Raw genomic sequence first — 22,394 nt, 5'->3', positions numbered from 1 at the left:
CGGCGCCGAGCAGAGCTCGGACGGCGCTCAACTCCGGGTCGGCAGCCCATTTCACACGTGTCACCGGAAGTCCGCGGCGCGGTCCCGACTCGTGCGCGCCGACGGATGAGCACAGTGGCGACAACTGACGTCGACCTGGCCGGTGTTCGTCCGTAGGGTGGCAGCCACTGATCGTCCATTTCCCCACCGCGCGCCCGCAGAGGACCGAATGCCGACCAGATTTGTCCAGTACCTGACAGCAACAGCCGCGGTTCTCACGCTGCTGACCACAGCGCCGACCGCGGTCGCCGCCGTCCCGGAGCACCCCGCTTCCGAAGCCTCCGCACAGACCACTCCCCCGGCGGCCGACACCTGGCAGGCGCCGTTGTCCACCCGCGGCCGGTACATCGTCGATGCCCAAGGGAACCGGTTCCGCCTGAAGTCGGCCAACTGGGACGGCGCTCAGGGCTCATGGACGGGAAGCGGCAGCACCGCCGATCCCGCCAACCATCACGCCGGCCAGAACACGTACGGCATACCCCTCGGCCTGGACCGCGCCCCGCTGTCCCAGCTGCTCGCCGACTTCCACGAACTCGGCATCAACAGCATCCGGCTGCCGTTCTCCAACGAGATGATCCACACGACGACCGCCGTGCCGGACGCCGCTGTCGCAGCAAACCCGCAGCTGCGCGGCAAAACGCCTCTGCAGATCTACGACGCCGTCGTGGCCGCACTCACCCGGGGCGGGTTCGCCGTCATCCTCAACAACCACACCAACACCTCCCGTTGGTGCTGCGGCATCGACGGCAACGAGCGCTGGAACAGCAGTCAGTCCACCCAGCAGTGGGCCGACGACTGGGTCTTCATGGCCCGCCGTTACGCCACCGACTCCCGTGTCGTGGGCGCGGATCTCTACAACGAAGTACGCCGCGACATCATGGACGACCCCAACTGGGGCCTGGGTGACAGCCACGACTGGTACGCCGCGGCACAACTCGCCGCCGACCGCATCCTCACCGAGGCCAATCCCGATCTCCTCATCGTCATCGAGGGCATCAACTGGACCGGTCTGCCCGTCGACGGACTGCCGCACGAGCGCCCCACCCTCACGCCCGCGCGCACGCTCTCGCACACTCTCGTAAACGCTCACAAGCTGGTCTACTCAGCACACTTCTACGGCTACACCGGTCCCCGGCACAGTGGCGCCACCGGGATCGGCGAGACCCACGATCCCCGCTACCAGGACCTGACCCGCGACCAGCTCTACCAAGTCCTCGCCGACCAGGCCTTCTTCGTCACCACGGGAGGACAGCACTACACCGCGCCGGTGTGGGTCAGCGAGTTCGGCATCGGAGCCAATGAGACGGGCACCGCCGCCCGCACCTGGTTCGGCAACACCACCGACTACTTCGCCGACCATGACACCGACTTCGCCTACTGGCCCCTGGTCGGATGGGAGGGCCACGACGACTGGGCCCTGCTGCGCTACGACACCGCGGGGCGACGGTCCGGCATCCTCGACCAGGGCGACTGGCGCCGCACCGCCTGGGATCACCTCATGACGTCCCCGACCCGCACCGGGTACGTCGCGCCGGCGCCGGTGTGGCGCATGCTCACCACCGACCACGGCGACCATGTCGAGTCTCTGCGGGTGCGGGCCGGTGGTGACTGGGATCCGGGAGCCTACAAGGCCGCCTGCCCCGACGGCCTGCGGTTGATCGGCCTCAGCCATACGGGCGGCCGTGGCCTGTGCACCGACACGACCACTGGAGACCTGCGCGCCGCCGGCAACGCCCAGACGGTCGTCTCCGACGAACGCTACGTCCCCGCAGGCGGCGACTGGGCTGGCGGCTACACCAAACTCCAGTGCCCCGCCGGGCAGTTCCTCATCGGCTACAGCCGCCGCGGTGACCGTGTGTCGGCGGCCTTGTGCGCGCCCGCCCGCGCCTCGCTGGGCCGCACTGGACGGACCCTCTGGTTCGACCGCTCCGACAACCGGCCCACCGATGGAGCCGGCGGCGAATTCGCCCACGGCCACTACAAAGGCCAGTGCGCCGCCGACGAATACGCCGCCGGTATCGCCTTCACCACCCGCCTGGGCAGTACTCCAGGGCCCGCGGCCCTGTACTGCAGCCCGCTGCAACCCTGAGGCACCGGCTGTCCTGACCGACGCCACCGGACAGGTGAGGGTGGACCCGGCCCTGGGGGCGGCCGAGTCCACCGCAGCCTCAGCCGCCGGAGCGGGGCGTCGGGTTACCGCTGTCCCCCTGGACACCGTCCTCGGGCTGTGGGCGCCGGACCATGCCGGACGTGTCCAAGGTCGACATCTCAGCAGCGTTCGCGAACACGATTCCTGGCGTTCACCAGGAGTGGGCGCCTCGGGCAGTCCGCGCTGCCGAAGAAACGCACGGCGGGTGGTGGGCCCCTACCGAACCGCTCCCCGTCGCCCCGTCGGGAATGGTTGCACCGACTCATAGTGACATCCGTCACGCCGCACTCCCGCACCAACGCGGCTCGGTAGTACATGACTCCCGGGCGACATGTGGAGACTTGCCATCCGGAAACAGACAAACGGCGCACATGATCTGGTGGCATGCGTCCCACTCTGTTCCCTCGCGCCGCTCGCCGGGCACATAGGGCCTCCTGACGGAGCGTCAGGTCTTGCCAGGATCCAGCGAGCCGGGGCTGCACACCTGTGCGCCCGATTCAAGGGCGATCGCGGACTACGAGGCAGGGTAGTAGTGCTGCTCGTTGCAGTCGCTCACTCAGGTTTTAACAATGACGGCCCCAGCAGGCGTCACCGCAGCTCAGGCACCGCGTCCGTGCAGAGCCGAGCCCAGCGGAGGCGCTCCCGCGACGACGGAGCGAGGTCCGCATGAGCAAGCACCGCAGGAAGACGCGCCACCGGCAGATAGCCATCGCTGCCGTCTCACTGAGCGCGCTGGCCATACCGTCCGCCGCCTTGGCCTGTACGAACGATCCGGGCAGCGACAACGCCAAGCCCTACGGCCAGTGGAGGCAGTGGAAGAACGCGTCCCTTGAACACCGGTGGAGCGGCGGCGAACACCGGTGGAGCGGCGGCAAGAAGACCTCGAAGCCCTGGGCACGGGCTTCGCACGCACCCACCGCGCCCGCCACGACGGCACCCGCTCCCCCCACCGCGCCCTCGGCGCCGGCCGCTCCACCTACCGCTCCGGCCTCGACGGCACCCGCCGCACCCAGGACGCCCCCCGCCGCATCCCCCAGCGCACCCAGCACGGCGGCCCCGGCATCCAGCGCCGTGGCTCGCGTCGTGGCCCTGGTCAACAGCGAGCGCAGCAAGGCCGGATGCTCCCCCGTGACGCTGAACGCAAAGCTCTCGAAGGCCGCCCAGGATCACAGCGCGGACATGGCAAGCCACAAGAACATGTCCCACACGGGCTCCGACGGTTCGGACCCGGGCCAACGGATCACGCGTGCCGGCTACACCTGGAGCGCCTACGGCGAGAACGTCGCGTACGGATACTCCACTCCCGAGCAGGTCATGGCGGGCTGGATGTCCAGTCCCGGCCACAAGCAGAACATCCTGAACTGCGGTTTCAAGGAGATCGGCGTCGGCCTGGCGCAGCCCGGCAGCTACTGGACGCAGGACTTCGGCACGGCCCGCTGACCGGGCCCGCGCCGGACTCCGCGCCCATCGCGACGTTCTTGGCCCCGCCCCGGGATATCGGTCCCGGGGCGGCCCCGAAGGAGGCACTGCCGTCCCCGAGTCCTTCCCGGTGGTCAGTGGGCGACGAGCTGCTGGCCCCCGTCAATGTCGTACGTCGCGCCGGTGAGCGCGTCGTTGCACATGATGTGCACGGCCAGAGCGGCGACGTCCGCCGGTTCGACGACCCGGCGGATGGGGAGCGCGGCGCGCAGTTCCTCACGCCGGGCGTCGAGTTGATCGCCCAGCAGCGAGGCCGACAGGGGCGTGTCGACGAATCCGGCAGCGATGAGATTCACCCGGATCGGCGCCAGTTCGAGCGCCAGGTTGGCGATGAGCGCGGGCAGCGCCGCAGTGAGGGTGGACGCGACGGCCATGCCGACACCAGGGCGTCGGCCGCCGGTGCCGCCCATGAACAGCAGCGTGCCGCCGGCTCGGACCTTGTCACGGCTGTAGAGGGCGACCCCGAGTGTCGTGGCGAAACGCTCGTCGAACTCTCGGCGGGCGGCTGCGAGGTCCATACCTGCCAAGGGTATGTAGGAAGGACTGCCGGCTGTGACCATCACATGGTCGACCGGGCCCGGCAGATCCTGGAAGAACTGCTGGAGGCGATCGGTGTCGGTGGCGTCGAACGCCGCCGTGCTCACCGGGTCAAGCTCGCGTGCGGCTTCCTGCAGCCGTTCCGGATTGCGGCCGACCAGGACCACCCGACCCCCGCCCGCGCGTACCTGGCGGGCGGTTTCCAGCCCGATACCCGCGCTGGCGCCGATCACCACAACAGTCTGGTCGGCGAGGTCAGGACGACGATGGGTGCCGGTGGCGCTGGGTGTGGCAGTCATGGCGAAGCCCCGCTGCCGAGGACCGTCACACTACAGTCGTAGTCCAGCTCGGGGCCCGTCATCCGAACCTCCGGATATCAGTCGCTGGTCCCAGTGTCGCGCTTCGGTGCGCTGACCGCCTCTGCCACCCAACCGCCTGCTCTTCCGGCCACGGGCGCGTCGACCGAGCCGGAATCGGCCGCCACGGACAAAAGAGCTGCCAGGAGCGTTGGCACCATCGGCACGGCGGGCCGGCCGCAGTCTCGGAGCTGCCCCGGTTCAGCCGCCCAATGCCGCCTGGACCACGGCCTTGGCCTCCTCCTGCACCGTACGCAGATGGTCCTGCCCGAGGAACGACTCGGCATAGATCTTGTAGACGTCCTCGGTGCCCGAGGGCCGTGCCGCGAACCAGGCGTCGGCGGTCGTCACCTTGATGCCGCCGATGGGCGCGCCGTTGCCGGGGGCGTGGGTCAGCACAGAGGTGACGGCTTCTCCGGCGAGGGTGTCCGCGCCGACCTGTTCGGGTGAGAGCCGGGCGAGGAGGGTCTTCTCCTCGCGTGACGCGGGGGCGTCGATGCGCTCGTATGCGGGTGCGCCGAAGCGGTCGGTGAGCGTGGCGTAGTGCTCGGACGGTGTCTTGCCGGTGACCGCCGTGATCTCACCGGCGAGCAGCGCCAGGATGATGCCGTCCTTGTCGGTGGTCCACACCGAGCCGTCCCGGCGCAGGAAGGAAGCCCCGGCCGACTCCTCGCCGCCGAAACCGAGCGAACCGTCGACCAGCCCGTCCACGAACCACTTGAAGCCGACGGGAACCTCGACCAGCTGACGGCCCAGGTCGGCCGCGACCCGGTCGATCATTCCGGACGACACCAGGGTCTTGCCGACACCCGCGTCCGCGGGCCAGCTTTCGCGGTGGGAGTAGAGGTAGGAAATGGCGGTGGCCAGGTAGTGGTTGGGGTTCATCAGCCCCGCGTCCGGTGTGACGATGCCGTGCCGGTCGGCGTCCGCATCGTTGCCGGTGGCGATCCGGAAACGGTCGCGCTGTTCGATGAGCGACGCCATCGCGTAGGGCGACGAGCAGTCCATACGGATCTTGCCGTCCCAGTCCAGTGTCATGAAGCGCCAGGTCGGGTCCGTGAGCGGGTTGACCACCGTCAGGTCGAGTCCGTGCTGCTCGGCGATGCGACTCCAGTAGGAGACCGATGCCCCGCCCAGCGGGTCGGCGCCGAGAGGCACGCCGGCGGCACGGATCGCGTCGAGGTCCAGCACGTTCGGAAGGTCGGAGACGTAGGTCCCGAGGAAGTCGTACCGCGCGGTGCTGGGGGCGGCGAGGGCCTGGGCGTAGGCAAGGCGGCGCACGTCCTTCAGCCCGCCCGCGATGATCTGGTTGGCGCGGTCCTGGATCCAGGAGGTCGCCTCGGAGCCGGCCGGTCCGCCGTTCGGCGGGTTGTACTTGAAGCCTCCGTCGGCGGGTGGGTTGTGGGACGGCGTGACGACTACGCCGTCCGCCAGACCGGAGGAGCGCCCGCGGTTGTGGGTGAGGATGGCGTGTGACACCGCCGGGGTGGGCGTGTAGCCGTCCGCGGCGTCGATGAGGACCGTCACCTCGTTGGCGGCGAACACCTCCAGGGCGGTGACCTTCGCGGGCTCCGACAGCGCATGGGTGTCGGCACCCAGGAAGAGGGGACCGTCAGTGCCCTGGCCGGCCCGGTATTCACAAATGGCCTGGCTGGTCGCGGCGATGTGGTCCTCGTTGAACGCGGTCGCCAGTGACGACCCGCGGTGTCCGGACGTGCCGAACGCGACGCGCTGCGCCGGTTCGGCCGGGTCGGGGTGAAGTGCGTAATACGCGGTGACCAGTCGGGCGACGTCGACAAGATCCTCGGGACCGGCCGGACTGCCCGCTCGCTCGTGCACCATGTGCCCGCTCCTCCGCATGTGTTGACCGTCCGTTGCGGTCTCATCTTTCCCTGTCACGGCCGCTGTCCGCGAGTGGCCCACCGGGGGCCAACCCGGGGATCAGGAGGAGCGTGCCTGCACGTGGGTCTTCCAGGGAACGGTCACTTCGGGAACGGTCACTTCGGGAAGGATCGCTTCGGAAACGGTCGCTTCGGGAACGGTCGCTTCGGGAACGGTCGCTTCGGGAACGGCCGTTTCGAGCAGGGACGGTTTGCGGAGCAGGAGGAGCGCCGCGTCGTCGTGCAGTCGGCCGCCCACATGCACCAGCAGTTCGTCATGGAGCGCGGTGAGGGTGCGCGCCGGCTCGTCGGACACATGGCGCGCCAGCCCTTCGGCGAGCGGGTAGAACTCACGGCTGTGGTTACGCGCCTCGGTGACCCCGTCGGTGTAGAGCAGCAGTTGTTCCCCGTCGGCGAAGGGCAGCACCTGGAGGCTGGGCGTCTCGCCCGTGAGGGCGCGCAGTCCGAGGGGTGGGGCCGGATGCTCGGTCTCCACCGCCACGACGTTTCCGGATTCGCGTACCAGCAGCGGAGGCGCATGTCCGCAGTTGACCACCTCCAGATGCCCTGCCTGCGGGTATCCGGCGACTACGGCGGTGACGAAGTCGTCGAACTCGAGGTTGCGCGCCAGACTCCGCTCGATCCTTTCGACGACGGCGAGAAGATCGGGCTCTTCGTAGGCGGCCTCGCGAAAGACGCCGAGCACGAGTGCGGCCGTCCCCACGGCCGGCAGCCCTTTGCCGCGCACATCGCCGACGATCAGCCTGACCCCGTACGGGGTGGACACCAGTGCGTAGAGATCCCCGCCGATACGGGCCTCGGCCGCCGCGGCGCTGTAGCGGACGGCCACCCGGAAGGGCCCGACAGTCGCCGGTATGGGCGTGAGAAGCGCCTGCTGGGCAGCCTCCGCGACCGAACGGACGGCTGCAAGCACCCGTTCACGGCGCCCGCGCAGCGCGCCGGCCAGGCCACTCGCCAGCGTGACGGCCACCACGACGGAGAGTACGGCCGCCAGCTCGTGTCGCGGAGCGCCATCCCGGGCTCCGAGCAGCACGCCCACCACTGCGGCGAGGAGACCGACACAGAGCACCCCGCGCGTCCCGCTGGTGGTGGCGGCCAGCGCGGGCCCGGCCGCGAGCAGGGGGAGCCAGATCATCCCCGCTCCACCGAGGAGGTCGACGAGCGCGATGACGGCAACGATCAGCACGGGCAGCACTGGTGCACCGGCGGCCAACTGTGCTGCGACGCGCCTGAGGGCCGACGCCCCGGGGCTGGCCACTCGGTCCCTGCGCGGCCGTATCTGCCAGTGGTCGCTGCCATGGTCTCGGGCCTGACTCATGTTCTGTCTGCAGTCCTCACCTGAGCGCGGGCACACTCCTGAAATGCCCGTTTCATCCAGGAAAGGCGATTTGCCCTAGTGTCACAAGAACAGGATTTTCAGATAGTGATGGACAGGCTCCTGGTCACACGACTCGCGGTCGGGATCAGCCGCTCCCGGATCTCCTCAAGTCGGGAGAGCCGGTCCGCCGGCAGTGAGACGCCGAGCGAGCCGAGCGTGTCCCCGTTGTAGACGGGCACGGCGACGCAGACCGTGCCGAGTGCGTACTCCTCCAGATCCGTGACGGCGGGGGCCATGGGTGAGGAGTCGATTCGCCGGAGCAGTTCCGGAGAGCTGGTGATGGTCCGTGGCGTGAGGTCGGCGAGGTGGTGCCGGGAGAGATAGTCCTTGCGGGAGTCGTCGTCCAGTTCTCGCAGCACGCACTTGCCCAGCGCGGTGGCGTGCCCCGCGTCCTCGAATCCCACCCAGAGATCCACCCTGGGTGCCCGGGGACCGTCGACGATCTCGGCGACCCGGATCTCGCCCTCCTCGTAAAAGGTGAGGTACGCGGCGGTCGCGAACTCGTCCCGCAGAGCGGCGAGCGTGGGGCGGACACGGCTGAGCATGGTCTGACCGCGGCCCCTGGTGTGCAGCGTCTCCAGCCTGTCGCCCAGGACGAATCCGCCGTCGTCCAGCTTCCGTACGTAGCCGTCGTGGACCAGCGTTCGCAGCAGGTGATAGGCGGTGGCCAGGGGCAGGCCCGTCTCACGTGCCAGCTGCTTCGCCGGCGCGCCGTTCTCGTGCGTGGTCACCGCTTCCAGCAGGCGGAAGGCCCGCTGCACGGAAGTGATGAGCGTAGGGCCGTCATGAGCACCCATACGACCAGCGTGCGCCGGGCGGACGGCACAGGCAAGGCGCACGGACCTCGGCGACTCCGCGCGGCCCGCGCGACGGCGAGCGCGGCGGCACGTGCGGATGCACTTCGGCGCGCTTGAGGCGGGGCCAGATCATCAGGTCGCAGCAGGTCACGGACGCGACAGAGCAGCGATCCGCACACCAGGGCGGCAACACGTGGGCCCTGACATGCCGCCGAGTGGAGCAATGCCCCGTACGCCGTGCCGGGGCGCAGCAGGCTGGTCCTCTTGCCGAAATCTGTGCCAGGAGTCCCGTGTGTGCAGGCTGCGTCAATCGAGCCGTCAGGTGCGTCGTCCGCTCACAGGCCCCGTCCGGGGACACCTCGCCGGTACGGCGGCGTCCGGGCGCTGGAGGGGGCAGTGAGGTGGCCGGGTCGCACTTCGGAAGCATGTCACCGTGAGCCTCGGCCGGGCGGCGGCGAGGCATTGCCGGCACCACCGGCATGGATGCGCTGGATGCCCGCTTTCTACGTAGCGGCCGTGTTGCTGATCGAACCCATGACGCCCGTGCAATGGCCCGTGAGCTTCCTCCTGATCGCCCTGCCGCTGGTGGCCGCCTTCGCGCACGGACCCGTCGCCGTCATCGGCATCACGGTGTTCGCCATCGCCTTCGAGGCGGTCCTGGCCGGCACCCCGTGCTGCGCCGGCCGTTCCGTCGGGTATCTGTGGGACCGCCACTACGTGGCCGCCTACTTCTGCACCGCTCTGGTCGGCACCCTGGGAACCTTCCTCGCCGCCCACCGCATACGACGCGAACGCACCCTCGCCACCGTGCGCTTCGTGGCCGACATCGCCCAACGCGTTCTGCTCAGGCCGCTCCCTCACCGGATCGGCAACATCCTGGTGGAGAGTTTCTATCTCTCCGCCGCCGCGGAGGCACGCATCGGTGGCGACCTCTACGAGGCCGTGCCCACCACACATGGGGTACGCCTGCTGATCGGAGACGTACGCGGCAAGGGCCTGCTCGCCGTGGAAACCGCCGCCACCCTGCTCGGCGCGTTCCGCGAAGCCGCTCACGACGAACGCGACCTGGCCGAGCTGGCGGGCCGGGTGGAGACCAGCATGGGCCGCAGGGCCGCCCAGCTCCCCGGGAGCGACATGAGCGAGCGCTTCGTGACCGCCGTCTTCGCCGAGATCGTCGAGGACGACCGCATCCTTCGTATCGTCAACTGCGGTCACCCACCGCCTCTGCTCATCCGTCCGGACGGAGTGAGTGAGCTGGAGACGTCCCGGTCCGCGCCACCCCTCAACCTCGGCATGCTCGTCGGGGAGCCGTACCAGGTCGACGAACACGCCTTCCGCCCCGGCGACCAGCTACTCCTCTACACCGACGGCATCACCGAAACCCGCGACCCGACCGGCTCCTTCTACCCCCTCATCCAGCGCGTCCGCTCCTGGGGCCCCCTCCCTCCCCGACAACTCCTGGACCGCCTCCATCACGATCTGCTCGCCTACAGCGACAACCACCTGCACGACGACACCGCCGCCCTCACCGCCTGTCTCCTCCCCGAAGAGGCACCACCACCGACCTAACCGGGCAGGCGGCCAAAGACCGGCCGCGCCCAGACCGGCGGGTCCGGCGCCTGCCCCGGCTGCCGCGCGCCCGCAGCACCCCAGGACCCCACCTGCACCGGCGCTTGCGCCCCCTCTTCGGCACCGCTCGCAGCAGCCCGCAAAGCCGCCACGAACTCCAGACAGGAGTCATAACGGTCCTCGGGGACCTTCGCCAATGCCTTTGCCAGAACACCGTCCAACGCACGCGTGATCCCCGGCCGCATCTCACTCAGGGCAGGCGGCTGATCGTATTGATGCGCCCAGAGCAGCGCTATGTCCTCATCTCGCTGGAAAGGCGGACCGCCCGAAAGAGTTTCGTAGACGACACAGGCGAGACTGTAGAGATCGCATCTGCCATCCACCGGACGGCCCGAAATCTGCTCCGGTGCCACATAGTCCAGCGTGCCGACGAACTCGCCCACCGTCGTGAACCCGGTCAACGACAAGGACTTCTTCGTCAGACCGAAATCCGTGAGATAGACATGCTCAGGGTGATCACTGTCAGTGCCTTGAGCAACCAGAATATTGCCCGGTTTGACGTCCCGGTGCACGAGATCATGCTCATGGGCTGCGTCAAGCGCCGACGCCACCTGAGTGGCAATACGCAGCGCGGTTTCCACCGTCAATGGCCCGTCCCGGTCGAGCAGAGCGCGCAGGTCAAGGCCCGACACATAACGCATGGCGATATACAGGACGCCATCCGTCTCACCGGCTTCAAAGATCGGCACAATATGAGGATGGTCGATCGCGGCGGCCACACGTGACTCATGCGTGAAGCGGCGCCGGAACGTGTCGTTGCGAGCCATCTCCGGGGCAAGCAATTTCAACGCAACCGTGCGCTCCAGACGCAAATCCCTCGCACAATACACAACGGCCATACCCCCACGGCCGATCTCACGCTCCACGCGGTAACCCGCGATCTGCGCGCCAATCAGCCCCGAGGGCCGACCCGCATACGAACTCGCCCCATCCGGTGTCGAATCCATCGCGCATCACCCACACTTCACCGCGCGACAACCGTGAACCAAACCCGGACCGTCCGCCCGTATCAGATTCTATTCCAGCCGCCCACACAATCGCCCGCTCGGCCGTTTTGTTCGGCGGAGATGACGACCGAGAGAATTGTCGATCGTCAGCCCCAGAGTTTGTACGTCACTTCTCGCTGCTGCAGCTGCGGCGGCCTGTTGTCGGTATAGGTCAGTCGGAGTCGGGTGAAATGCTCCAGCCCAGGATTTTTTTGCCAGGTCTCCGGGCGGTCGAGCCGAACGGTGACAGGGAAGGTGTGGAATTTCCCGGCGGCACAGTAGGGAAGACAGTCGTTCACGGCGTCCAGTCCGCTGCCCACCGCGGACGTTCGTCCCCAATGGGACCACTGCAGTGCCGTCAGGCGGTTGTTGCCATCGCCGCAGGCCAGCAAGAAGTCGCCGGGCCTTATCTGCGGCTTCGAAAAGCAGTCGACCGCCACCACCGGAGCTTTCGCGGGCGACTCCGCGGAAGCGGAGGCCGGCACGAATGCCCCTGCCAGCGCTGCGGCGGCACAGAGCAGAACCGCCGACTTGAACTTCTGTTTCTGCATGCCGGCTCCCCAGCTGCCTTATGTACGAGCCCACGCGGCCCTCGGTCCACACCTCATCCGCCCGCGCTCGGCGGTCGGCGCGCCAGGAGCAGTCGCCCCTGACAGCGGCGCCTCGTCCAGCAGTTGCTCCTCATTCGACGCTACGACCGCGCCCCGCGATGTACCACCCGGGCGAGCGAGACCATGCGTCGGCCCAGGTCGAGAGAGGCGCTCGCACCGAGCCGGCCCCGCTGGAACACCCTGCCCCTCCTCCATTCAGGTGAGTCCCCCACCGGGTTTCGACGAATCCTCGTCATGCGCGACCTGCGTCCCCGTAGGGCGGAGCATGCGATTCACGAGACGCGCCGACCCGGTTCTCTGACACTTGGGCACAAAACGTGTGTTATTCATCCATGCACACACATACGCGGCGCACCTTGCTCGGTGCCTCGATCGTGGCCGTCGGCTCGGGAGTCCTGTCCGCCTGTTCCGGGTCGGGCTCCCAGACAGGGACCGACTCCCGCTCCGGGACCGGCTCCCGCTCGGTGTCCGGAGCCCGCCCGGGGCCCGGCTCGCACACTGAGCCCGGATCCCACCCAAAGGCGGGTTCCCCGCCGAGGGCTGTGACGACCGGGCACGGCGGCAGGGGCTTCGTCCCCAAGGGACCCAAGGGATACGTGAACCCCTCGGATCCCGAGGTCATCGCCGCCGAAAAGGCACGCGGGCCCGGCCCCGTCCGCACGTTCAGGCTCACCGCTGCCGAGACGTCCCTCGACCTGGGCGGGCGGACCGTCAGGTCCTGGGCGTACGGCGACACACTGCCCGGCAAGGAGGTGAGGATCACCGCGGGCGACATCCTCGATCTGACGCTCGCCAACCATCTGCCGGTGACGACGACGCTGCACTCGCACGGTATCCGAATGCGCTGCGACATGGACGGCGTACCAAATCTGACCCAGAACTCCATCAAGCCCGGCGCGGACTTCAGGTACCGCTTCGCCGTGACCCACCCAGGCACGTACTGGCTGCATTCACACTCGGGAATGCAGCTCGACCGCGGCCTCTACGCCCCGCTGATCGTCGAGGACCGCAGGGAGCCCCTGTCCTACGACAAGGAGTGGGTCATCGTCCTGGACGACTGGGTGGACGGCGTCGCCGGTTCCACTCCGGACGGCGTACTCGCGCAGTTGCGCCACGGCAGGGGTGCGCCGATGGGCATGGACATGGATGTGGACACGGGCGAGGAGAGTGAACACGACGGCAACAGCTCCCACGGCCCCTCCCGCATCCTGCAGAACTCCCACAGCCGCATCCTGCACAGCATGGGTGGCAGTGTCGACTACCCGTTGTACCTGGTCAACGGCCGCCTCCCGCACGCTCCTTCGGTTTTCCGGGCCCGCCCCGGGGACCGCATCCGGCTGCGGATCATCAACGCCAGTGGCGACACGGCCTTCCGCGTGGCGCTGGGCGGCCACGAGATGACGGTGACGCACACGGACGGCTACCGGGTCGAGCACAAGAAGACGGACGCCCTCCTGCTCGGCATGGCTGAACGTTACGACGTGCTGATCACCGCCAAGGACGGAGTGTTCCCGCTGGTCGCGCTCGCCGAGGGCAAGAACGCCCAAGCCCTGGCACTCCTGCGCACCGGGGGCGGGGCCAGCCCGCATGCCTCCGTACATCCGCGGGAGCTCGACGGCGAGATCGTGCCGGCTCGACGCCTCGTGCCACACGAATCCGTAGCCCTCTGCGGCCGTAAGCCGGACCGCGAGATTCGGGTCAGGCTGACCGGCAACATGCGGGAATTCAACTGGAGCTTCGACCACCAGCCCTACTCCCTCGCACGTCGCCACCCGGTCCGAGAGGGCGAGCGGGTCCGCCTGACCCTCATCAACTCCACCGACATGTGGCACCCCCTCCACCTGCACGGGCACACCTTCGCCCTCAAGGGCATCGACGCGGTCGGAGCCCGCAAAGACACGTCCATCGTGCTGCCGCACCGCAAACTCGTCGTCGACTTCAACGCCGACAACCCAGGCCTGTGGATGCTCCACTGCCACAACCAGTATCACTCCGAATCCGGCATGATGACCATCCTCGGCTACCGAAAGTGACGATGATGTCGACCACCCGCCCACCACCGTCTTCGTAGCTCGCAATGGGCCTAGCCGCCTCCGGAGTTGGTACGAAGACCTCTGCGTGCCACATGCAGGGCGTGGGGGTGTCACCAGCTCCGGAGGCACCGAAGGAGCCCCGAATCGAATTCGTGACCGACACATCGCGCCGCGTATCGCGCCAGGCGCACGGACATTACACCCCTCGTAGCACACAGTGATGACGCGGTAACGCCACCCCCCGTCCGGCGGCCCGGATCATGGACGGCACACTCGGGCCGAGCGGGCGCCAATTGTTCGGCCGCGACCGGGAGTTGCACGCAACTCCAGGCCCGAATTTCCAGGCCTCGGGGCCCCATCTGCCCCGCTTGACTTCGATGCGATCATATGCGTAAGTTAGAAGCGCATTGAACCAAATGTCCGTCTTTTGCCTGATGAGACGAACAATCTCAACATGGCGACCGCCGGTCACCCGGTCGTCGGTCGCACGACGGACGAATGCCCTGCCTAGGGGACTGCCGCACTGAGCAGCCCCGTCGGGGCCCGATGCTTGCGCGCCCGCGCATGAGTCGGCGACGGCAACTCCCGCCACTTCAAGGCCGATGTACCGGACCCCTTCGCAAACGTCTCAGTGCCTCCCTGGTGCTGACGTCGCCGCGACCGAGCGGGGCTCGGAGCCGTCAACGCTCCCGGGAAGGGGAACACCATGCGGGTAATCACATCAACGGCTTTCCGGCTGTTCGCAAGCCTGTTCGCTGCCCTGGCTCTGGCCCTTGGCGGAGCAAGCGTCGCCAGTGCCGCCACCTCGTACCACCACGATTCGTCCAACGACTACTGCAACAGCAGTTACTGGGGCGACTCGTGCAATGACCACGGTGGATACGGCGGCGGTGGACACGGCCACGGTGGGTACGACAACGGTGGACGTGGCAACGGCGGACATGACAACGGTGGATACGGCGGCGGTGGACACGGCGGCGGCGGACACGGTAACGGTGGCCACGGCGGCGGTGGACACGGCGGCGGCGGCCACGGCGGCGGCGGCCACGGCGGTGGCGGCCACGGCGGCGGTGGCGGCGGCCACGGCGGCGGCGGTGGCGGCGGCCACGGCGGCGGTGGTGGCGGCGGCGGCGGCCACTGACGGTTGAAGTTTGACGGCGAGTCAACTCGGTAAAGCCAGTTGATCTCTCCCCGGTAGCCCCGCGTAGCTACGGCTGCGTGGGGCTGCTTGTCGTTCTGCGCATGGGTGGCGCCCCCGCGACGGCAGCCGGGCATGGGGAACGTACTCGCCCCGGGATCAGCACGAGGGGCCGGAGCCCGTGAGGGCTGCGGCCCCTCCCCACGGGTCAAGGCACATCCGACGGGCCATGACCGAGGGAATGGGTGTCGGCCCTACGTCGCCGGGCGCTCCAGGAGGGTGGTGCTGAACGCAGTGACAGGGCGCTCCAGAACTTCGCCGTCCACGGTGATGTCGACTGCTTCGTTGTAGAAGGCGATGAGCCGTTCGATGCCGGCCACCGCGGGCAGCGGGTGCGGATAGCTCCAGGCGAGGTTCGGCGGGGCGTCGGCATCGCCCTGCCGGGACCAGTACTCGGCGGTGCCCTTGTACGGGCAGCCGCTGGTGTGGTCGGTGTGGACGAGCAGATCGAGGCGGACGTCCTCGCGCGGGATGTAGTAGCGCACGGGCAGACCGGTCTCGAAGAGCACCACCGGCCGGTTCGTGTCCGCGACGACCGTGCCGTTGATCTCCACCTTGACGTGACGACTGCTCGGCAGAGCGTCGACCCGCTTGTGCGGGTCGCGGGGGTGGATGAAGATCTCTTCCTCCTCCTCGTACCAGTGGTCCAGTCCCTTGCCGCTGCGCTGAAACCATTCGAACGCGATGTGGTCGGCCAGGTCGTCGGCGGGAAAGGTCCAGGCAGCGTTCTCCAGCACTTCGCCGCCGATTTCGAGGTCGTAGAAGATCTGCGAGCCGGAGTGCGTGCCAAGCGGTGGATTCTGGGCCGGGCGCAGCAGGTCGGCCCGGATCTCCTCGCGGGGGAAGGCGTACAGCGGGACCGGCCGACCGGGCTCCCAGACAAGCACCGGATGCCTGCTGTCGACGACGGTGATCTCGCCGGTGCGGCCGCGGACCCAGCGCTCGCTCGGCTCCCACAGGATGCCTTCCGGCGTCGTCCTGACGTATTGCGGCGTGAGGAATGCGCTCATGAGCGGCTCTCCTTCAGTTGGCCCACAGGGTGACCATGGCGTACGCGATGGTCGCGCCGGGCCGCGCCCCCGGGGGGAGCACCGTCACCCGTACGGTCGCGCGCGGGGTACGGCGACCACACGCCACCACGCCCGCCATCTGCGGTTCGTGAACGGATCCATGGTGCAGGTGTTGCCCTCCGGAGCGCGTTGTGACGTCATCGGAGAACCCGCAGGGCGGATCTTGGCAGTGCCGGTGCCGGGCCGGAGGGAGCGGCTGAAATGCACGAGTATGCAACCGGGAACGACGACGGGATCACCGCCGCGCCGGGCCGGCTGCTCGACCTGTTGCAGGTTGCGGCCGTGGTGCTGGACAGTGACGGGCGCATCGTGTTGCGGAGTCCCGAAGCCGAACAACTGCTCGGATATCGGGCGGACGAGGCTCTGGGTCACGGCGCCGACCACCTCCTGGTATCGGCAACCGGCAGCGAGCGCGCGAGCTGTTCGCGCAGGTCCGGTCCGGAGCCAGATGGGCGGGTGTCTTCCCCCTGCAGCACAGGGACGGCACCGAACGCCCAGTGGAGTTTCGCACCATGCGGCTGCGCGACAGCCACGGGCAGGCCCATCTTCTGGGCCTGGCGACGGACGCCACAACCGTACGGCGCGTGGAGCGGGACCTCGCCCTTTCAGCCGAGCCCGAGGAGCGGGCGTACTCGGAGTCGTACCACCGCATCGAGGACGCCGAGGGCCGCGTCCTCGGGCTGGCCACCACCACCGCGGTCACCGGTGACGCCCAGGCCGAGTTCAGGGCGCTGGCCGTATCGGCCGGGTACCTCACGGACGCCATCCACGCCGCGGACCCGGTCGGTGAGCCGGCCACCTACGGCTGCACCCGGATCATCACCCAGTGCGTCCGGGAAGCCAGGCCGATCCTGGTGGCGCGTGTGGACTCCGCGATGATGCGACGCATCGCCACGGACTCCCATGCCGCCCAGATCCTGCGTACAGCGGACGTCCACTCCTATCTGGCCGTCCCGCTGGTGGCCCGGGGTGAAGTGCTGGGCACGCTCAGTCTGTACCGCCAGCGCCGCGGTGCGCTCGCGCCCGTAGAGCCGGGCGTTGTCCACGCAGGTCGCCGCACGTGCGGCGAGTTCCGAGGCGAGGATGCGGTCCTGTTTGTTGAACGAACGGGCGTTGATGTCCAGCGCCGGTCATCTCCCGCCCGTCATGATCCGCCCCGACGGCAGTGCGGAACTCCTGGACGTGCCCGGCGGCGTACCTCTCGGCGTCGGCGGCGTGCCCTTCGGCACCGTGGAGCAGGAACTGCCACCGGGCTCCTTGCTCGCCCTGTACACCGACGGGCTGGTCGAGAACCGCAGCCGGCCCATCGACATCGCGCTGGAATCCATGACGAGGATCCTTCAAGGCAGACAGCACTCCTTGGAGAGGACCAGCGACATGCTGCTCGGCACGCTGCGCCCCGATCCCGACGACGATGTGGCGCTCCTGCTGGTCCGCACGCTCGGCTGAAAGGCGACAGCGACCGAGGGTCGAGGGCCCACGGCTCCTGTGACTGACACCTGGCGCACGTCGCAGTGCATTTTGCGAGTCGGCCCGTCCGCGGCTGTCCGAGGCCGCAGGTCTCACCACCAGGTGTCCGCGCCCACCCGCGCAGCGGCTTCGCAGGCCATCGGAACGACCGTGCCCCGAAGCGGCCGCGCCTTCACGATCGGGCGTTGTCAGTGGTCGCCACTATGTTCAGTCGTGTCCCGCCGATGTGGTGTGGAAGTCCCCCTGAGTGCATAGGAGATGGTGCGTTGTCGGATTGGGAGAGGTCGAGCACGGAACGGGTGATAGCACCCGCACGGCCGCGCAAGCTGGCCAAGGTCCCGTTCGTCGAGCTGGCCGACGGACGCTTGCAGGGCGTGGTGTCCAGCGGCTCGGACATCGAGCGGGTCTACGTCTCGTCGGTGCTGGTCGGCACCTACGCGTTCGCTTGCAGTACGAACAACAACCGACCCTGCGGCGGTGCACGGGGTTCGTTCTGCAATCACATCCGGGCCCTGATCAGCGAGGCGGTGCTGCAGTACGGCGCCGAGCGCGTCGCCCGCTATCTGAGGGTCGAGACCGTGGACGGGGAGCCCAGCGCGCAGACCATCGCCGACGTCATGAGCAACACACGTCCGTCGCAGGGGGACACCAAGGCCGCCGCGCCCGTCTTCAGCCGGTTCCTGCGCCACCTGGCCTATCTGGAACTCGCCCCGAGCACCGCGCCGTTGCCGGAGATGCAGTGGTTCCCGCCGACCAGGGGGGTGGCGTGATGCGCGCCGACCTGCTGTCCGAGCCCATCGCCGGGCTCGACGAAGCCCTGGCGGCCGTCGACGGCTTTGACCAGGCTCTCGTCGCCGGCCTGCTCCGTCCCCAACCGGCCCAGGCCGCCGGACTGACCGAGCTCGCCCACGCTGTCGCGGGGACGCCGCTCGCCGCCAGGGTCGCCGAGGCGGCGGAGAAGACGGCGGCCGGAGCCGCGAGCGAAGACCACTTCATCGCTCTCGCCGCCGCTCGCACGGCACTGCTCGGCTCCGTGCACGACGCCCTCGTGAGCCGCCTCGACGAGGCGTTCGGCCGCACCCGCAGCGAGGAGACGGCCCCGCAGGCCGCCGAGCGGCAGGCAGCGAATCTCCTCGTCGCCGCCCGCTCCTGGCTGTCCGATCTGGCGCGTTCGGGCTGGCAGGGCATCGACCACGACGTGATCTCCGGGTCGGCACAGGTCGTCTCCGCGATGCTGCCGGACCCGGCCCTGCGCCGTCTGGCGACGCTGCTCGACGGCTTCGCCGCGGAACTCGCCGCGTCCTGCCCGGGCACGTCCCTGGAGCGCGTCCCGGTACGGCGCTGGGGCGACCTCTGGTCGCGCGCGATGCTCCTGACGCTGCCCGGCGCCGCCGAAGAGCCCGCGACCGGTACGGCTACCGGCCGACTCCTGCCCCTCGGCGTCGACCTGCAGGAACACGCGACCGCCGTACAGGCCCAGGTCCACGCGGTGTTCGAGCCCGTCGGCGGAGCCGTGTCCCGTGTGGTGCGGGCAAGTGTGTCGGTGCCCAAGCCCGACACGGTCGTGGGAGCCGGCCTCTGGCAGTTGCTTCGCCCGCACATGTCGCTCCTCGCGGCCCTAGGCGAAGGCCGCTCGATGGACCTCGTCGGCATGCCGGTCACCGCCGAGGGTGACCTGGTCTGGAGCGACGAGCAAGCACGCCCGGGCGAGCCCGCCGACGCCTTCGCCACCGCACGCGTCGCGCTGCCCACCGCCACCGACGCGGTGACCGCACCTCTCGACCGGCACCCGGCGCGCATCGCCGTGCCCGTGTTCCTGGAGGGCTACGTCGCTCAGACCGACGACGACGCGCTCTCGTTCGCCGTCGCCGGACACCCTCTCATCGTCGACACCGACCGGATTCCGAGCGCCGGGCCGCTCACCCCCGAGGCCGTCGCGGCTTCCGGCGCGTGCATCGGGCTGCTCCGCTGGGACGCCGGGACCTATCGCGTCCAGCCGCTGGCCGTCGAGACGACCGTGCGGAAGAAGGCTGTCGCGATCCACGCCGGAGGATGGGCCGGGGGCACCACCGACAAGGCGGGCGTCAAGGCCGAGAAGGCCGCCACGGACGCCGTGGCCGTGCTGCGGGAGCGTGCGGGGAGGCTGCTGCGGAAATGACGGAGCACTCGACCGAAGAATCGCCCGCGTACACGACCCCACAGAACCCCGAGGTGGACCTCCACGACAACCGCCGTCAGGTCCTGTACTGGCGGCTCCTCGCCCGGCTCTTCGACCACGAGGAGCAGGCGACGCTGGAATCGGCGAGCCTCGCCGTCGTCGAGGACATCGGTCTGCCGTCCGGGCTGCTGGATCCACAGGTCTCTGTCGACTCGATCGTGCAGCGCCACCCGGAGCTGGCCTCCGAGTTCGACGGCCTGATGGCACCCGCGCCCGTCGACGACGGTGCGCGCGACCGGGCAGCCGAAGTACGGCGCGCCGCCCTGGTGTCGAAGGTACTGCTCAATGTCTTCGCCTCAGGGTCCGGCACCGTCACCGCCGGACAGTTGGCGCGCTGGCAGTCCGACGCGGGCTGGCTGGAGCTCGCGCTCGGCTGCAAGCCCGGCGAACTGCGCGGCGGCCGCGGCGGCGGCCGGGCCGGCGCAAGCACCGCAGGACCAGGCGTGAGTCCGACCGGCACCGGCGGCCCGGGCAGGACGCCCGATCTCAGCCGGCTGATTCCGGCGATCGGCCCCGAACTCGGTGCCATCGAGGCCGACCTCGTCAAGCGGATGCATCTGCGCGAAGTGCTGGCCGACCCCAAGCTCGCCGCGCAGCTGACTCCGAGCATGTCGCTGATCGAGCAGCTGCTGCGGGACAAGAACAACCTCTCGGGCGTGGCCCTGGCCAACGCCAAGGCCCTGATCCGCCGGTTCGTCGACGAGGTCGCCGAAGTGCTGCGCACGCAGGTGGAGAAGACCACGGTAGGCGCCCTGGACCGCTCCGTCCCGCCCAAGCGGGTGTTCCGCAACCTCGACCTCGACCGCACGATCTGGAAGAACCTCACCAACTGGAGCCCGGAGGAAGAGCGGTTGTACGTCGACCGCCTCTACTACCGGCACACCGCCCGCAAGACGACGCCCCAGCGCCTGATCGTCGTCGTGGACCAGTCGGGCTCGATGGTCGATTCGATGGTGAACTGCACCATCCTGGCGTCGATCTTCGCCGGGCTGCCCAAGGTTGACGTCCACCTGATCGCGTACGACACACAGGCGCTCGACCTCACGCCCTGGGTGCACGACCCCTTCGAGAGCCTGCTGCGCACCAACCTCGGAGGCGGCACCGACGGCACGGTCGCCATGGCGCTGGCCCAGCCGAAGATCGCCGAGCCCCGCAACACCGTCGTGGTGTGGATCTCCGACTTCTACGAATGGCGGACCGAGCAGCTGTTCGAGAGCATGGCCGCCATTCACCGCTCGGGAGCCAAGTTCATCCCGGTCGGCTCGGTGACCAGCTCCGGTCGCGGCAGCGTCAACCCGTGGTTCCGGGAGCGCTTCAAGGACCTCGGTACGCCGGTGATCTCCGGCCACATCCGCAAGCTCGTCCACGAACTCAAGACGTTCCTCGCTTAATACCAGTTGCTTAATACCAGTTGAGAAAGGCCCTGACATGTCCGACCTGCTGCGCGCCCCTGCCGAGATCAAGTACGCCGAGGAACTCGACTGGCTGGAGTCCATCGACGACAACCCCAAGCCCTTCTCCTGGCGGCTGTCCCCGAAGATGGTCCGCCTGTTCATCCTGGGTTCCGAGCGCGCCGACGGTCTGGAGCGGGAGATCCCGCAGAAGTGGTACGGCGACCGCAGTTTCGTCGAGCGGTCCATCGTCACGCTGGCCTCCGATCGCGGCCTGCTGCTCATCGGCGACCCCGGCACCGGCAAGAGCTGGCTGGCCGAACTGCTGTCCGCCGCGATCTGCCGTAATTCCACGCTGGTCGTGCAGGGCACGGCCGGCACCACCGAGGACCACATCAAGTACTCCTGGAACGTGTCCATGGTCATCGCCAAGGGCCAGTCGCGGGAGTCGATGATCCCTTCGCCGATCATGACCGCGATGGAGACCGGCGCGATCGGCCGTTTCGAGGAACTCACCCGCTCCACCAGCGACGTCCAGGACGCGCTGATCTCGATCCTGTCCGAGAAGTACATCTCCGTTCCCGAGCTGGACAGCGACAACATCGTGTTCGCCAAGCCCGGCTTCTCGATCATCGCGACAGCCAACAGCCGCGACCGGGGTGTCAACGACCTCTCCTCGGCGCTCAAGCGCCGCTTCAACTTCGTCCGCATCCCTGTGGTCACGAACAAGAAGAGCGAGGCGGAGATCGTCCGCTTCCGCACCGAGGAACTGCTGCGCCGCCACCAGATCGAGCTGGACGTACCGCCGACGCTGCTCGACGTGCTGCTGCAGAGCTTCGCCGACCTGCGCGCCTCGGCCGCCGCGGCCGGCAGCGACGACGAGAAGCTGGAGTCCGCGCTGTCCTCCGCCGAACAGATCGGCGTGCTCGAGGACGCCATCCTGCACAGCAACTTCTTCGGCGAGCGCGCCCTGACTGCCCGCACGTTGGCTTCCTCGCTCGTCGGGTCACTGGCACGGCGCGAGCCCGAGGACCTCGCCATCCTCAACAAGTACCTGCACGGCGTCGTCGAGCCGCGCAGCAAGGAAGAGGGCGGATCCTGGCCGGAGTTCCTCGAGGGCGGCCGCGACGCGATCGCCACCCTGTCGTGACC

At 68.8% G+C, this 22,394-nt stretch carries 17 protein-coding genes and 1 pseudogene; 10 read left to right on the top strand and 8 right to left on the bottom strand.

Translation table 11 applies throughout. From position 1 onward, the window contains the following. Positions 1-208 precede the first annotated feature (208 nt). Positions 209-2,128: a cellulase family glycosylhydrolase gene (locus tag IEY95_RS31255; protein WP_189189521.1), complete on the top strand. Its 1,920-nt coding sequence runs from the start codon at positions 209-211 to the stop codon at positions 2,126-2,128. Positions 2,129-2,854: 726 nt separating this feature from the next. Next, positions 2,855-3,628, top strand: a complete 774-nt coding sequence (locus tag IEY95_RS31250; protein WP_189189520.1) for a CAP domain-containing protein — start codon at positions 2,855-2,857, stop codon at positions 3,626-3,628. A 113-nt stretch (positions 3,629-3,741) separates the two neighbouring features. On the opposite strand, the gene IEY95_RS31245 is transcribed toward IEY95_RS31250, so the two are convergent. The 4 genes from IEY95_RS31245 to IEY95_RS31230 form a co-directional block, all read right to left on the bottom strand. Continuing rightward, on the bottom strand, positions 3,742-4,503 hold the full coding sequence (locus IEY95_RS31245; protein ID WP_189189519.1) for an SDR family oxidoreductase: 762 nt from the start codon (positions 4,501-4,503) through the stop codon (positions 3,742-3,744). A gap of 258 nt (positions 4,504-4,761) precedes the next feature. Beyond that, positions 4,762-6,402 carry a phosphoglucomutase (alpha-D-glucose-1,6-bisphosphate-dependent) gene (pgm, locus tag IEY95_RS31240; RefSeq protein ID WP_189189518.1) on the bottom strand — a complete coding sequence of 547 codons (1,641 nt, stop codon included), beginning with the start codon at positions 6,400-6,402 and terminating at the stop codon, positions 4,762-4,764. Positions 6,403-6,501: 99 nt separating this feature from the next. Then, positions 6,502-7,779, bottom strand: a complete 1,278-nt coding sequence (locus IEY95_RS31235; protein ID WP_189189517.1) for a PP2C family protein-serine/threonine phosphatase — start codon at positions 7,777-7,779, stop codon at positions 6,502-6,504. Positions 7,780-7,877: 98 nt separating this feature from the next. Further along, positions 7,878-8,636 carry an IclR family transcriptional regulator gene (locus IEY95_RS31230; protein WP_189189516.1) on the bottom strand — a complete coding sequence of 253 codons (759 nt, stop codon included), beginning with the start codon at positions 8,634-8,636 and terminating at the stop codon, positions 7,878-7,880. Between the two features lie 483 nt (positions 8,637-9,119). Between IEY95_RS31230 and IEY95_RS31225 the strand changes: the two genes are divergently transcribed. Further along, positions 9,120-10,205, top strand: a complete 1,086-nt coding sequence (locus IEY95_RS31225) for a PP2C family protein-serine/threonine phosphatase (RefSeq protein WP_189189515.1) — start codon at positions 9,120-9,122, stop codon at positions 10,203-10,205. Here the strand turns inward: IEY95_RS31225 and IEY95_RS31220 are convergent. Next, positions 10,202-11,212 carry a serine/threonine-protein kinase gene (locus tag IEY95_RS31220; protein ID WP_189189514.1) on the bottom strand — a complete coding sequence of 337 codons (1,011 nt, stop codon included), beginning with the start codon at positions 11,210-11,212 and terminating at the stop codon, positions 10,202-10,204. The two genes, IEY95_RS31225 and IEY95_RS31220, sit on opposite strands and share 4 nt — an antisense overlap. Before the next feature lie 146 nt (positions 11,213-11,358). Next, complete coding sequence (locus IEY95_RS31215; RefSeq protein ID WP_189189513.1) at positions 11,359-11,802, bottom strand: hypothetical protein; 444 nt, start codon at positions 11,800-11,802, stop codon at positions 11,359-11,361. 392 nt (positions 11,803-12,194) lie between these two features. Between IEY95_RS31215 and IEY95_RS31210 the strand changes: the two genes are divergently transcribed. Together IEY95_RS31210 and IEY95_RS31205 are read left to right on the top strand one after the other, a co-directional pair. Beyond that, positions 12,195-13,895 carry a multicopper oxidase family protein gene (locus IEY95_RS31210; RefSeq protein ID WP_189189512.1) on the top strand — a complete coding sequence of 567 codons (1,701 nt, stop codon included), beginning with the start codon at positions 12,195-12,197 and terminating at the stop codon, positions 13,893-13,895. Between the two features lie 866 nt (positions 13,896-14,761). Next, positions 14,762-15,043: a hypothetical protein gene (locus IEY95_RS31205; RefSeq protein WP_189189511.1), complete on the top strand. Its 282-nt coding sequence runs from the start codon at positions 14,762-14,764 to the stop codon at positions 15,041-15,043. 244 nt (positions 15,044-15,287) lie between these two features. On the opposite strand, the gene IEY95_RS31200 is transcribed toward IEY95_RS31205, so the two are convergent. Both IEY95_RS31200 and IEY95_RS50225 read right to left on the bottom strand, forming a co-directional pair. Next, positions 15,288-16,103 (bottom strand): DUF427 domain-containing protein, encoded by an 816-nt coding sequence (locus IEY95_RS31200; protein ID WP_189189510.1) that lies wholly within the window; start codon positions 16,101-16,103, stop codon positions 15,288-15,290. Between the two features lie 13 nt (positions 16,104-16,116). After that, positions 16,117-16,242, bottom strand: a complete 126-nt coding sequence (locus IEY95_RS50225) for a hypothetical protein (protein WP_268240529.1) — start codon at positions 16,240-16,242, stop codon at positions 16,117-16,119. Positions 16,243-16,364: 122 nt separating this feature from the next. Here IEY95_RS50225 and IEY95_RS50805 point away from each other — a divergent pair. From IEY95_RS50805 to IEY95_RS31175, 5 genes and pseudogenes are all read left to right on the top strand, one after another. Continuing rightward, positions 16,365-17,612, top strand: a pseudogene (locus IEY95_RS50805) (SpoIIE family protein phosphatase). A gap of 245 nt (positions 17,613-17,857) precedes the next feature. Next, entirely contained in the window at positions 17,858-18,403 is a 546-nt protein-coding gene (locus tag IEY95_RS31190; RefSeq protein ID WP_189189728.1) for a hypothetical protein, read from the top strand. Then, positions 18,403-19,791: a hypothetical protein gene (locus IEY95_RS31185; RefSeq protein ID WP_373294573.1), complete on the top strand. Its 1,389-nt coding sequence runs from the start codon at positions 18,403-18,405 to the stop codon at positions 19,789-19,791. The genes IEY95_RS31190 and IEY95_RS31185 overlap by 1 nt, the downstream gene beginning before the upstream one ends. After that, entirely contained in the window at positions 19,788-21,242 is a 1,455-nt protein-coding gene (locus IEY95_RS31180) for a vWA domain-containing protein (protein ID WP_189189508.1), read from the top strand. The genes IEY95_RS31185 and IEY95_RS31180 overlap by 4 nt, the downstream gene beginning before the upstream one ends. Before the next feature lie 37 nt (positions 21,243-21,279). After that, entirely contained in the window at positions 21,280-22,392 is a 1,113-nt protein-coding gene (locus IEY95_RS31175; RefSeq protein WP_189189507.1) for an ATP-binding protein, read from the top strand. The last annotated feature ends 2 nt before the right edge of the window (positions 22,393-22,394 follow it).

It is taken from the genome of Streptomyces albiflavescens (assembly GCF_014645835.1).
Taxonomy (GTDB): domain Bacteria; phylum Actinomycetota; class Actinomycetes; order Streptomycetales; family Streptomycetaceae; genus Streptomyces; species Streptomyces albiflavescens.
This window is presented reverse-complemented; position numbering and strand designations above follow the sequence as displayed.